Below are 12191 nucleotides of genomic sequence, written 5' to 3' on the forward strand. Positions count from 1 at the left end.
GGACTATCGACGTTATTTGTTCAGACCAAGTTCCTCGGCAGTCGCCGTAATGCGCTTATGCTCGGCGGTCTCCGTTGCGAAGGCCTTTAGCGCCTTTTCGAAGGCTGACTTCGCCTTGTCCCGATCGCCGAGAGTCGAGCGTGACCTGATCAGCTTGATCCAGCCGTCTGCGTCATTTGGCGACTGCTCGAGCCGGTTTTCAAGTGAATCTACCATGTGTTGGATCATGGCTTGCCGGTCTGCCGGCGTCATCGCTTCTGCATTGCGGATGTCCTCGCGCCGCGGGCCTTTTTCGCCTGTCGGTGCGAAGGGCGCGGACGGACCGGCGTCGGCTATGACGGCGGACGTTGTGGCGACGGCCGCATTTTGCTGGGCGATTTCGGGATCGAGCTCCTTTCCGCCGCGCGCTATCCTTTGGCGAATGTCCTGAGCATATGGGTCATTATTATCGAGTTCGCGGAGCAGTTCGTCCCAGACTTTCTGGGCGGCTTCCTTATCGCCAGATTGTTCGATCGCCAGGCCCCGGATGAATCGCGCGCGGGAATCCTTTGGGTGTCCCTTAAGTGTCTCGTCGTTTGCTTCCTTGGCCTGCGGCGTGACGACGCCTTTCGCGGCGTGAATGAGCGCGTCGACGCGCGAGTCACGGAAGTCGACGGAATCGGGATTGATTTCGATCGCCTTGGCGTAAGCTGCAGCTGCCTCGGTGTAATGTTTCATATTGACGTAGGACCAGCCAAGCATTCGCCATCCTTCGACGTCTTTTGGATTGCGCTGTAAGCGCGTCACCAGCCGTTGAATCATCTCCTCAACTGGTGGCAAGGGCTCTCGTGCTCGCGCGCTCATTGGGGATGCGGTCTCGCTAGTGGCGGGCGCGAGCATCGGCGACGGAGTGGTCTCCGATGCGCCAGCCATCTTGGCGCCCTGTTTTGCGAATGCTGGGACCTGTCCCGCGAGGGGCGTATCGGATAGTTGTTCGAAATGGCCGGTGAGCGCATAGAGTCCGACGGAACCGGACACCACCACGCTGGCGACGCCGATCGCTGCGAAAGAACGTTCGCCGCTCGACAATGGGGGGAGGGCGGACGCTTCCGCCTCGCTGGCGGCAAGTAAGCGCCGCTTGATTTCGGTGCGCGCCATTTCGGCCTGTGCGGGATCGATCAGACCGAGGGAGGCTTCGTGTTCAACTTCCGCAAGCTGATCGCGAAAGACTGCAATATCGCCCGCGGAATCCAGTCGGCGTCGCTCCATCCGGCGGATAAAGGGCGCAGATACGAAGACGGTGGCGATAGAGATCATCGCCGTCAATACAAACCACAAGATCATTTTTGTCCTCTCGTATCGAGGAGCGCGTCGAGCCTGCTCTGCTCTGTGGCCGATAGAGGCGACAGACTGTCGACGGGCGAAATTGCCGCGCGCTTGCGCGCGAAGCGGGAGAACGCGAATAGAGCGAAGAGGAGGAACAGAGCGGGGCCAAACCACAGCAGGGCAGTGTTCACTTGCATTGGCGGCTTGAGCAGAACAAAGTTGCCATACCGGGCAACGATGAAGTCGACCGCCTGCTTGTCGGTATCGCCCGCGGTCAGCCTTTCCCGCAACAACATACGCAGATCATGTGCGAGTGGGGCGTTGGAATCATCGATGCTCTGGTTTTGGCAAACGACGCAGCGCAGATCTTGGCTAAGGATACGTGCGCGCAACTCCATCGCAGGATCGGGTAACATTTCGTCTGGTGTCACCGCACAGGCAGGCCCTCCGGATAGGATCAGAGGGAACACCACCACGACGTACAAATGGCGCAGTATGATTGAGAACCTTATCACGGCGAACCCCGCAGATGTGTCAGAAGCGGTTCGAAGGTCTCCCGCCACACCTCTTCTGTGAGAGGGCCGGCATGGCGGTAACGCACCCGTCCACTACTATCGATAACGAAAGTTTCCGGCACGCCAGTGACACCGAAGTCGATGCCGACGCGTCCGCTCTCATCGGCGCCCACGCGCGCGTATGGATTCCGGTGTTCCTCCAGCCAGCGAGACGCTTTCTCCCGATCGTCTTTCCAGTCCAGTCCCACGACCTTGATGTCGCGCCGCTCCGCAATGCGCATGAAAAATGAATGTTCGAGGCGACACGCGGGACACCAAGAGGCAAAGACATTCAGCAAAAAGATGTCACCCCTTAGGTTTTCGCTGGAGAGACCATTGCCGTCTTCAAGCCCCGCAAGCTCAAATGTTGGGGTGGTCTTGTCGATCAACGTCGACGGCATATGCTGTGGATCGTTGGTGAGGCTGAAGGCGAGGGCGCCCATCACGATGAAGAACGCGATGAGAGGCGCAAGTGAGGAAAGGCGCGACTTCATCGGATTTATTCCGCCGGCACGGGCAACGCGTGGCGGATCGCGCGTTGCGGAACGCCGACGCGTAGGCGTCGGTCGGACAAGGACACAAGTCCACCCAGCGCCATCGTCAGAGCGCCGATCCAGACGAGCGGCATGAATGGATGATAATAAAACCGCACGGTCCAGGCGCCAACGCCGTCTGGCTCTCCAAGCGCGACATAAAGATTGGAGACGAGATCGGTGCGGATTCCGGCGGCAGTGGTTTGCTGCTGACGTACCGGATAAAAACGTCGCTCGCTGTGGATCTTCGAGATGAAGCGCCCATTGCGCAAGATATCGAAGCTCCCTCGCTCGGCTTCGTAATTCGGGCCTTCCACATTGTCGATCGAGCGAAGCCGCAATTCGTAGCCGGAAAGCTCAATGCTCGCTCCAGGCCGCATCAGGTCGATCTTTTCCGTCGCCCAACTCGACATGCCGGCTATGCCAGCGACGAGCACGCCCATTCCGGCATGAGCGACTACCAGTCCGAAAAACGCCCTTGGCGTCGTGCCGAGCAGCCTTACGGACGTCGAGAGTGGGGCCGAGCCGAATCGGACACGTTTGGCGAGAATGAGCGCCGACCCCGCGATGAGCCAGAAGGCAATCGCCATGAAAGAGGCGGCCAGAAAATCGCGTCCGAACGTGGCAATGAGAACGGCAATCGCGGCGAGGGAGCCAACAATGGCGGCGATGTTAAGCCGGTTGAGAGCGGCGCGTAGCTCGTCACGTTTCCATTTAAGCGCGGGACCGACCGCCATGGCAATAAGCAAGGGTGTAAGGATCGGCACGAAGGTTCGATTGTAATAAGGTGGGCCGACGGAAATTTTGTCTCCTCCGATCAGATCGACGACGAGCGGATAGAAAGTGCCGAGAAAGACCGTGAAGGCGGCTGCGCTGAGCAGCGCATTGTTGAGAGCGAGCCCGCTCTCTCGGCTTACCATCCCGAACGAAGAGCCGGTTTTCAGTATTGGCGCACGGATCGCGTAAAGCACCAGGGCGCCGCCGGTCGAAAGCGCAATCAGCAGCAGAATGAATTCGCCGCGCGCGGGATCCTGTGCGAACGCATGCACGCTTGTAAGCACGCCGGAGCGCACCAGAAACGTGCCGATGAGGCTGAGTGAGAAGGTGAGGATGCCAAGTAGAATCGTCCAGCTGACCAGAGCGTTACGACGCTCGACGACCAGCGCGGAGTGCAACAGGGCAGTTCCTGCCAGCCAAGGCATCAGCGAAGCGTTTTCGACCGGATCCCAAAACCACCAGCCGCCCCAGCCAAGCGTATAATAGGCCCAAGCGCTTCCAAGAGTGATGCCGATCGTTAGAAAGCTCCAAGCTGCGAGCACCCATGGCCGCACCCAACGGGCCCAGCAGGCGTCGACCTTTCCCTCGATGAGCGCGGCGACCGAGAACGAGAAGGCCATCGAGAAGCCGACGTAGCCCAAATACAGAAAAGGGGGGTGAAGAGCCAATCCGGGATCTTGCAAAATCGGGTTGAGGCTCGCGCCGTCCGCAGGCGGATTCGGTAGAATCGCAAAGGGATTCGACGTTAGGACGATGAAGCTGAGAAAGCCGACGCCGATCATCCCATGGACCGCGAGCGTTTTGCTGCGCAATCCGTCGGGGATGTTTTCGCCAAATAGGGCGACCGCGGCTCCAAAGATTGCAAGGATCAAGACCCACAGCAGCATAGAGCCTTCGTGGTTCCCCCAGACTCCGGAGATCTTATAGAGCAGCGGCTTGGTGGTGTGCGAATTTGCAGCGACCACTTGCAGCGAAAAGTCTGACGTAACGAACGCGTAGGTGAGACTCGCGAAGGCGATGACGACGAAGACCAGTTGTCCCAGCGCGGCTTGGTCTATGAGCGATGCAATAGCCGCGTCACGGCGCCTCGCGGCAACGAACGGTGCGACCGCCTGCACGAACGAGAGCGCCAAAGCTAGCAAGAGAGCAAAATAACCGACCTGGGCTGACATAGTTAGGAACCCTTCCAAAGTAAGAGTATTAACGAGCTAAAATGTGGCTTTAGTGAGCCGTGTAATTATCTGATTTCAAAAATCGACAAGTATGACAAGTGGAATGAGATCGTGCAACGAAATCTCTGAAATTACTGCAGCTCGTGATACGCAGATGCAGGCTATAATGCGGCAATCAGGGTGTTTTAAGGCATACATTAAACGAAGCTGAACTTAGAAATATGCCCTGCGCGCAATTTAAACAACATTCAACTGTAAAACGCTTTCCGGCATGTGCGAGTCCTGCTTCTTGTGAACGGAATAATAAGCGTTAAGGGCTCTAGCCCGTAAAAGAATGCAAAGGTCTGCTATGATGTATCGGCGATATTTCGAGGCCGCCGTCACCCGTCTTAAAGACGAGCGTCGCTATCGCGTCTTCGTGCATCTCGAACGCGATGTAGAGAGCTTCCCGCTCGCCCGCTGGCACCGCGACGACGGTGGCGTCGAGGATGTGACCGTTTGGTGCTCCAACGACTATCTCGGCATGGGCCAGCACCCCGAGGTGATCTCCGCCCTAATCGGCAGCGCTGGCAGGATTGGCGCGGGGTCGAGCGGCACGCGCAACATCTCCGGCACCAGTCTCGCTATCGTTGAGCTCGAGCGTGAACTCGCGGACCTCCATGGCAAGGAGGCCGCACTGGGCTTCACCTCCGGCTGGATCTCCAATCTCGCGGCGATTTCGACGATCGCCGATCTCCTGCCCAATTGCGTTATCCTTTCGGACGCCTTGAATCACAATTCGATGATTGAGGGGGTGAAACGCTCGCGCGCCGAGCGGAAGATCTTCCGCCACAATGATCTCGCCCATCTCGAAGAGCTGCTGATCGAAGCGGGCGACCGGCCCAAGCTGGTCGTCTTCGAGAGCCTCTACTCGATGAACGGCGATATCGCCCCGGTCGCCGAAATCGCTTCCCTGGCCGAGAAATTCGGCGCGATGACCTATGTCGACGAGGTGCATGCAGTCGGCATGTATGGCGCGCGCGGCGGCGGCATCTGCGAGCGGGAAAACATCATGGGGCGCATCGACGTGATCGAGGGCACGCTCGCAAAGGGCTTTGGCACGATGGGTGGCTATATCGCCGGCGACGCAGTGGTGATCGACGCGGTCCGTTCCTATGCGGCGGCCTTCATTTTCTCCACCGCAATGCCGCCGTCGGTCGCCGCGGCTGCCTGTGCGGCCGTGCGTTTCCTGAAGCGCCGGCCGGATCTGCGGGCGGCGCATCAACGCGCGGCGCATATCACCAAGCATGCGTTGTCGACCGCCGGCCTGCCGGTGCTCGACAATGGCTCGCATATCGTGCCCGTGATGGTGCGCGACGCGGAGCTGTGCAAGGCCGCGAGCGACTTGCTGCTCACGTGCCACGGCGTCTATATCCAGCCGATCAACTATCCGACCGTGGCCAAGGGCTCAGAGCGCCTGCGCATCACGCCGACGCCGCGCCACACGCAGGCGCATATCGTGCAACTCGTCGAGGCGCTGGTCGATGTGTGGCATAAGCTCGGCATTGCGTTTGAAGAGCCGGCGCATCTTCACGTCGACGAAAAGGGGGACGGCCACTGCAACTATCCAAAGATTGATTTTGCGGCTCTGTGAATCGACGAACTTTGTGATCGATTGAGGGACAACGTGAGATTGCTCTCGCGCGCCGCGCCGACAAAGTAGAGTTCACCAACGCGCTCGAATATTCATCGGCGATCGGGATTATCGACGCCGCTAAGGAACGAAGTGAAGTTGAGGTAACAATCCATCGAGAAGGAAAAAACCGATGCGTTCGCTAGGATTCGCGTTTCTGCTGCTTTCAAGTTCAACGGCGATGGCCCAGCTCTCGATTCAAGATCCTTCATTGTCCAATTACAACAAGTGTCTGAACGAGGCTACCGAGGATAACGAACTGAGGAAGGTCGGGACTCAGACTTCCTATAGCTGTTATGGGAGCACAGCGCGCAGCTGGTATGAGGCTTTGTCTGGTGATAAGCAGGTTCACGACAAAAATGGCCTCTTTGTTGCCCGCTATTATGGGGAGACGGGATATTGCGCTCACCAGATAGAGGACGCGACAGGTAAACCGCTTTCGACTTATATCTGCGAAATAGTCACAGATGCGCCAAGATAGGCATCGGCCATCGTGGGTCTGTCTGAAATTTTTGCGTTGGCGGCTCCTTGCGGGATGTTCAGACGAACAGGTCTAGCGGAACGGCGAAATGATGGAGTTCAAGGGAAGCCATTTTTGACGGGAAGTGGTCCGTTTGGGCGTGCGCTAGTCCGTGGCGTATTCCGCACGAGCGCATCGTACCCGCAGCAAAATCGACAGGCTGGACTGTGACGACAATTCGCAAACCCTGCGACGGAATGATCCCGCCCTTGTCTTGGGCGCCGTCACGATCCCGGCGATCCGCGTCGCCGATGAAAGGCCCGAAGCCGCACGACGACCGCCCCACGATGATCTTGATCGCATCGTCAGCCGGCGCCGACTGGGGGACGGCCGGCCCCGGCACACTCTCGATCATCGGCACGCGAACGAAGTCCCCGCCTTTCGCGGAGCCAGCCTCGAGCCGACCTTCGCGATCGGCGCGGCGCCATCTCGTCAGCTGCTGCGGATGGACGCCATAGCGCCGGGTGCCAGACAAGCGTCGACGGCCTCGCGCTTCAGCGCTTCCGGCCACACCCTGGCCCCGCCGCGCGTGCGCTCGATGTCCGCGCCGCCTTGCTCGGCTCCGACGCCGCAGGCCGGCCAGCCAGAGCCGCAGGCCGAGCCCAAGCGCCGCGGCGAGCGTGCTGTTCAGGATGGCGTTCGACCTCGGCGCGCGAGAAAGATCGGCTCGGTGAGCGCCCGTCGGACAGGAACGCGGAAGCCTCCGACAGCGACGTCGATGGAAGGATCTCGTTCTCAATCAGATCAGCGCTCCGTCGCCGAAGGAGAAGAAGGACAAAAAGAAGCTGGAGGCGGCGAAGGCGATCGACAGGCCGAAGACAATTTGCACCAGCCGCCGGAAGCCGCTCGAGGTGTTGCCAAAGGCGAGGGTCAGTCCGGTCGTGATCATGATGATCACCCGATGATCTTGGCGACGGACCCTTCGATCGATTGCAGGCGCGGACGCAACAAGGCGTCGATTTGAAACCTATTCATGGACGTCTCCAAAGGGGACGGCCTGGACGGTGGTGAGTTCGATCAGCCGTCGCTCTCTCCCGCAGCCCGGCCAGAACAGCGATGATCTGGATAGTTTCGGAGATCAGGGCGCGCGGAACCGTCACGACGGCTTCCTGAATGAGTTGTTCGACGCGGCGTAGCGCACCCAGCGACGATCCGGCGTGAATGGTGCCGACGCCGCCGGGATGTCCCGTGCTCCAGGCCTTGAGAAAATCGAGCGCTTTGGTGCCGCGCACTTCCCCGATTGGAATGCGGTCAGGGCGAAGCCTCAAAGGCGGTCCTTGATGCGCATGGACACGAGATTGGGGGCGGCGCATTGCAGTTCGCGCGTGTCTTCGATCAGGACGACGCGGACGTTTTTCCTCTCAGAGACCGACGCGCGAAAACTTGCCGCTTGATTTTTCGCCATGACGCCTGCTGCAACGTAATCGTCGAGCGAGAACACTGCGACCGCCGGCTTGCGGATGGTAAGGCCTGGGCGTCATCGGGCGAGACGATGAACCGGAAATGATGTCGGTCGCTCTGGCAACGCCCCGCGAAGTTGCGCGCATCCGCCTCGTCGCCATTGGCGCCAAACATTCTTCCGGGGGCGCCGTCGCGGGTGACGCTATCGCGTTGCAGATAGGTAAGATGCGCTGGGAGCGGTGCCAATTTCGGACCGTGGCGCGCGACGCGCGCTTTGATCACAACGCCGCGGGAATGGGAGGTCAGGCCGTGCAGCGCCGAGAGGCCCGCCGCGCGCCCGTGGCCGAAGGTGCCACACCCCTTTCCGCGCGCGGCCGAATGATGCAGACCGCCCGCCTTCTGCGTGGCGGTCAGCACTCGCGAGACGAAGCTCCTTGTTCTTCCCGGCTTCGTCGAGCGGATACGGCCCGGCCGGACACGAATGTCGTCGTCACGCAATATGACGAAGCGCAGACGAGGTGAAAATTTTGGAGTCTCCTCAAAGACATATGCAAAATGACAGGCTGCGCCCCAAAAGCACAGCCTGTGACAATGCATTGAAGCGCAACGACAACGGCCTCCGGACCAAGCCACAGGCTGTCCCTTTTATCCTGCCTTAGCTCGGTCGCTTGCGCTCCCTCGGCGGAACTGTCGCGCAAAGGCGCGAGGACGTTCTCTATGCTGCGAAAATGTGAGAGGGAGGTCATCGGGACGCTTGCGGGACTTGGCGAGCGACGAAAAGGCCGCCGGGGCGCAAGAGAACAGCAAGCGATGATGCATATCTGTCGCAAAAATACTGACGTCTCGTTGCGCTGAAAGGAGAAGGTGACGCACCGCCTTCTCTGTTCTCGGAATATCCTCGACGCTATCCGTCGAGCCCTTATACGCTCGATCATTTGACGCTTCGCATGCTACAAAAATTTGCGAATGAGCGGCATCGGGTGGCAGGGTAACATACCTTGTGGGAAGCTCATTGAAGTGGAGCTCAGACGAAAGTTGCGCGACATAATCCGTCGTCTCGGTTGGTAAGGAACGACCACGAAGATAGTCTTCGCAACGCTTCGGGCCGGCGTTGTAAGTCGCCAGAAAGCCGCGTTCGCCGTATCGGTCGAGCAATTCGCTGAGATAGGCCGCGCCGGCATGAATATTGTCATGCGGATTGAATGGATCCGGACCGAGTGAGTAGCGCACCTGCAAAGGGGCGCTGCTCATCAAGCGGATCGCCGCGTTGCCCGGGCAGAAAGTCTGCCGGGGGGATCGCATGATCTCGGTCGATGGAAGCGTCGTCGCCGAAGCAAACGCGTGCGACCACGCTGGCTGCGATCTACCGCGTTGGAACGGATGTTTCACACTCCTTCCCGGCGAAATTTTCCTTCTCAATTGGGACCGGCCTGCATCGCTCGACGGCCGTTACTTTCTCGCGTTTCCTGTCAAAGCCATTGTCGGGCGCAAAGCCCATTTGGACCGAAGAGGAACGACTGATAATCAATCAATTCTTTTGCGTCAGGCTAAACGTGCACACAACGAGTCTGGGCCGACCGGCGAGTTTGCGGGCGATTGTCGTGGTCTCGCTCCGCGCCCTGATGGCTACCCCCGTGCAGGGCGAAACGTCACGCCGCGCACCTACGGCGCATGAGACCTCGCTACGTCTCGTTATCTCCAATTCGATGATTGAAGCCTCTCAGCGCTTCCATCTCCCGGTTCGTTGGCTCCGCGCCGTAATGCGCGCCGAGAGCGACGCCGATATCGGAGCGGTCTCCAAAAAAGGCGCGATCGGGCTTATGCAAATCATGCCGGAGACCTATGCCGGGTTGGGCAATTATCCACGCGCCGCGAGCCAGTCGGCGAGAGGCTCCGGCGGTCCGGCGACAACGAGATCGGCGATTGCGAGCGCGCTGTACGGACGGGCGGCGTAGAGTCCGACGGACGCGCTGGCCGAAGCATTCTAGACGAGAAGCGGCTGACGGGTCCCTGTGAAGGTCGACGCGATTGCGCAGAGTGAAGCGAGCGCGAGGGCGAGCGTTCTCATGAGCATCGCTCCATCGCCGCGCGCAGCAGCCAGGCGCGATGACGTTCGCGCGAATTGGCCCGTGGCAGCAGCCCGGCCGCAAGGTGGTTGTGCACATGCCGCCAATGGTCCGGACAGACCTCGTGCGGGAAGTAGCCGAGCGCTTCGACGGCGTCGATGGCGCGAAGGACACGTTGCATCTTTTCCCAACCGACGGTCCTCAGCAAAATCTCCGCCCCCGGCTTTACGCCCGGGATAGTCGAGCAGGGTTCCCTGGCGCCGGGCCAAGGCGGTCGGAGTGGCACAGAGCGTAAGCGTTACATTGGAAGGCGACGCCGCTTTCGGCCAGATGGCGCCTATTGCACGCGTATCGCGCGTGAGGAGTCGTGGGCGTTCTTTCTTCTCTTAACGGCTGGCTGTTTGCCCTATCGGCAATGGTTGGATGAAGGGCACAGGACGTTAGAAGGAATCCGAAGGATTCCGAAGTTAGTACGTTAGGAGCGCCGTGAATAACGCAGTGACAATGGCTTAGGCACCATTTTCTTTGTGAGTTCCTTGACGCGCCGGGTGCCGACGAGCGGGATGATGTGTCGGTGAATACGGCCTGTGTCGGTGCCGATCGTGGTCGGCCTCTTCGGGCGACCGCCTTTGCCGAGGATCAATCCGGCTTCCAGATCGCGCAGATACAACGCGCAATGCTCCTTGACCGTGATCGCCTTGTGATCGAGCTGCCGCTCTTCCGCAGGGTTGCGGCCTTTGGCGATGCGGCCGAGTTGAATCTTGGCTTCCTGGCGGGCCGCTTCTGGTGTCCATACCCCATGCAGGCCGAAACCTGGAAGCTCGTCGTCCTAGATGAAATAATCCCTGTCGCGACTAACCGCAGCGTCGACGATTCTCTTGGTCAGCTTGACCATAAAGCACTTTCGGAATGATTCCTACCCTGCTTTCGCGGAAGCACCACGGAAGCGTGCGGATGGAAAATCTCGGTTGGCGCAGCGTGCTCTCGGCGATGATCTAATTCAAGAAAAACCAACAGTCATAGTGGCAGAGGTCAGAGGTTCGAATCCTCTCGGGCGCGCCATAAACAAGGGCGTGTGTCGGTTCTCCCCAACATCTTCGGCCGGGTGGTCGCGCTCGGCGACCGCGGGGGCTTTTCAAAGGGCGCGCGGGTTTAAGGGCGCGGCCGGAGATTTGAGGCGCCGAGCCTGTCGACGAGCGCGTGACCGACCGAGGCGGCCTTGGAGGCGACGCCGCCGGCGAGGTCGTCGCCTATCGGCGCAGCGAAGCTCTTTTCCGCTTTGGCCGCCGCCTGCCGCGGTTCCGTCGTTTGCCCGACCGGCGTCCAGTGAATAAGAAGCGCCGCGATCAGGCCGAGAGCGGCATTGGCAAAAGCAGCGCGCAACAGCGCGGCGAGGGCGACCGTTTGCCGGATAAGGCTTTCAAACATGATGAACGTCCATTTCAAACAAGCGTATTAAATTCAAGCAATCGGTTGAAGCAAAAATAAGGCAAAGATCGAGCCCGCCGGTCACTCGGTCGATAACGTCGCCGCACGGCGCGCGGCGACCTCGGACACTCCGTCGAGATCGGCGCCACGCCTTCGACAAGGCGCAGCGGCGACGAACGGATTATTACTTCTGCTTTCTCACACAAGTGTCGAAAGCATCATCTGCTTCTCGGGCCATATTTGGGTTTGCGTAGATTCGCAGCGCCAAGAAATCGCTCGCTTGTCCCGTAAGGCCATGACGTCGAGCGACGGCCGTTTGCGACTCATAGGCGCACATCGTCACGTGCCTGTCGGCGCCGCGAACGCGCCTCTGTGAGGCTGCCACCGATGGCTGTGCCGCCGACAGAGTGAAAAAGACGGCGAGGCCGCGAAACGTCAAATCCAGTGGTCGAAGCGGTCGCGTATGCAGCATGCCTATCGCACTCCTTACCAACTACAGGCGCTCTCTTTTAGCAGACACAAAGAAGCGCCTGGTTTTCAAGCCAGGCGCTCGAGTTGGGAGGGAGTAATGAGATCTAATCAACCTGCTGGTCTTTTGATTGTTCCAGAAATGGGCCTTTTGTCGTGGATGGCCTTCTCTGGCAAACCTTCCCCTAAAATGGCGCGCCCGGACATTGCCGGGCGCGCGATCGGCTAACGGCCCGTTCCCGTGCCGGCGCCCGTTCCTGCGCCAGTATCGGTTCCGGCGGATCCGTCCGTTCCG

Annotated in this window: 12 protein-coding genes and 4 pseudogenes; 4 read left to right on the forward strand and 12 right to left on the reverse strand. The window is 59.7% G+C overall.

The features are described 5' to 3' along the window. Positions 1-12: 12 nt before the first annotated feature. The 4 genes from ccmI to OGR47_RS05250 all read right to left on the reverse strand — a co-directional run bounded on the left by ccmI (position 13) and on the right by OGR47_RS05250 (position 4341). On the reverse strand, positions 13-1323 hold the full coding sequence (gene ccmI, locus OGR47_RS05235; RefSeq protein ID WP_165047563.1) for a c-type cytochrome biogenesis protein CcmI: 1311 nt from the start codon (positions 1321-1323) through the stop codon (positions 13-15). Next, positions 1320-1703, reverse strand: coding sequence for a cytochrome c-type biogenesis protein (locus tag OGR47_RS05240; RefSeq protein ID WP_323809335.1), 384 nt, complete (start codon positions 1701-1703; stop codon positions 1320-1322). Before OGR47_RS05240 ends, ccmI begins: the two co-directional genes overlap by 4 nt. A 113-nt stretch (positions 1704-1816) precedes the next feature. After that, positions 1817-2353 carry a DsbE family thiol:disulfide interchange protein gene (locus OGR47_RS05245; protein WP_165047564.1) on the reverse strand — a complete coding sequence of 179 codons (537 nt, stop codon included), beginning with the start codon at positions 2351-2353 and terminating at the stop codon, positions 1817-1819. Between the two features lie 5 nt (positions 2354-2358). After that, positions 2359-4341, reverse strand: a complete 1983-nt coding sequence (locus OGR47_RS05250; RefSeq protein ID WP_165047566.1) for a heme lyase CcmF/NrfE family subunit — start codon at positions 4339-4341, stop codon at positions 2359-2361. Positions 4342-4690: 349 nt separating this feature from the next. On the opposite strand from OGR47_RS05250, the gene hemA reads away from it, so the two are divergent. Further along, positions 4691-5974: a 5-aminolevulinate synthase gene (gene hemA, locus OGR47_RS05255; protein WP_165048368.1), complete on the forward strand. Its 1284-nt coding sequence runs from the start codon at positions 4691-4693 to the stop codon at positions 5972-5974. Positions 5975-6552: 578 nt separating this feature from the next. Here the strand turns inward: hemA and OGR47_RS05260 are convergent. The 4 genes and pseudogenes from OGR47_RS05260 to OGR47_RS05275 form a co-directional block, all read right to left on the reverse strand. Next, the gene (locus OGR47_RS05260) at positions 6553-6888 is read right to left on the reverse strand and encodes a hypothetical protein (RefSeq protein WP_216697889.1); all 336 of its coding nucleotides are present in this window, start codon (positions 6886-6888) and stop codon (positions 6553-6555) included. Positions 6889-7104: 216 nt separating this feature from the next. Further along, positions 7105-7253 (reverse strand): annotated as a pseudogene (locus OGR47_RS05265) (conjugal transfer protein); the annotation flags it as partial. A gap of 19 nt (positions 7254-7272) precedes the next feature. Further along, a pseudogene (locus OGR47_RS05270) lies at positions 7273-7472 on the reverse strand (TrbC/VirB2 family protein); the annotation flags it as partial. Positions 7473-7500: 28 nt separating this feature from the next. Next, positions 7501-8007: pseudogene (locus tag OGR47_RS05275) on the reverse strand (ATPase, T2SS/T4P/T4SS family); the annotation flags it as partial. Positions 8008-8036: 29 nt separating this feature from the next. On the opposite strand from OGR47_RS05275, the gene OGR47_RS05280 reads away from it, so the two are divergent. After that, positions 8037-8456: a hypothetical protein gene (locus OGR47_RS05280; RefSeq protein WP_165047568.1), complete on the forward strand. Its 420-nt coding sequence runs from the start codon at positions 8037-8039 to the stop codon at positions 8454-8456. A gap of 123 nt (positions 8457-8579) precedes the next feature. On the opposite strand, the gene OGR47_RS21785 is transcribed toward OGR47_RS05280, so the two are convergent. Continuing rightward, positions 8580-9185 carry a lytic transglycosylase domain-containing protein gene (locus OGR47_RS21785; protein ID WP_306792318.1) on the reverse strand — a complete coding sequence of 202 codons (606 nt, stop codon included), beginning with the start codon at positions 9183-9185 and terminating at the stop codon, positions 8580-8582. 16 nt (positions 9186-9201) lie between these two features. Between OGR47_RS21785 and OGR47_RS05290 the strand changes: the two genes are divergently transcribed. After that, entirely contained in the window at positions 9202-9609 is a 408-nt protein-coding gene (locus tag OGR47_RS05290; protein WP_323809336.1) for a S26 family signal peptidase, read from the forward strand. Then, positions 9536-9889 (forward strand): transglycosylase SLT domain-containing protein, encoded by a 354-nt coding sequence (locus tag OGR47_RS05295; protein WP_246729498.1) that lies wholly within the window; start codon positions 9536-9538, stop codon positions 9887-9889. The genes OGR47_RS05290 and OGR47_RS05295 overlap by 74 nt, the downstream gene beginning before the upstream one ends. A gap of 109 nt (positions 9890-9998) precedes the next feature. Here the strand turns inward: OGR47_RS05295 and OGR47_RS05300 are convergent, their stop codons facing one another. The 3 genes and pseudogenes from OGR47_RS05300 to OGR47_RS05310 all read right to left on the reverse strand — a co-directional run bounded on the left by OGR47_RS05300 (position 9999) and on the right by OGR47_RS05310 (position 11428). Beyond that, entirely contained in the window at positions 9999-10286 is a 288-nt protein-coding gene (locus OGR47_RS05300) for a DUF2840 domain-containing protein (protein ID WP_306792319.1), read from the reverse strand. Positions 10287-10502: 216 nt separating this feature from the next. After that, positions 10503-10895 (reverse strand): annotated as a pseudogene (locus tag OGR47_RS05305) (integrase); the annotation flags it as partial. A gap of 257 nt (positions 10896-11152) precedes the next feature. Further along, complete coding sequence (locus OGR47_RS05310; protein WP_165047569.1) at positions 11153-11428, reverse strand: hypothetical protein; 276 nt, start codon at positions 11426-11428, stop codon at positions 11153-11155. Positions 11429-12191: the final 763 nt, after the last annotated feature.

It is taken from the genome of Methylocystis sp. MJC1 (assembly GCF_026427715.1).
Lineage (GTDB): Bacteria > Pseudomonadota > Alphaproteobacteria > Rhizobiales > Beijerinckiaceae > Methylocystis.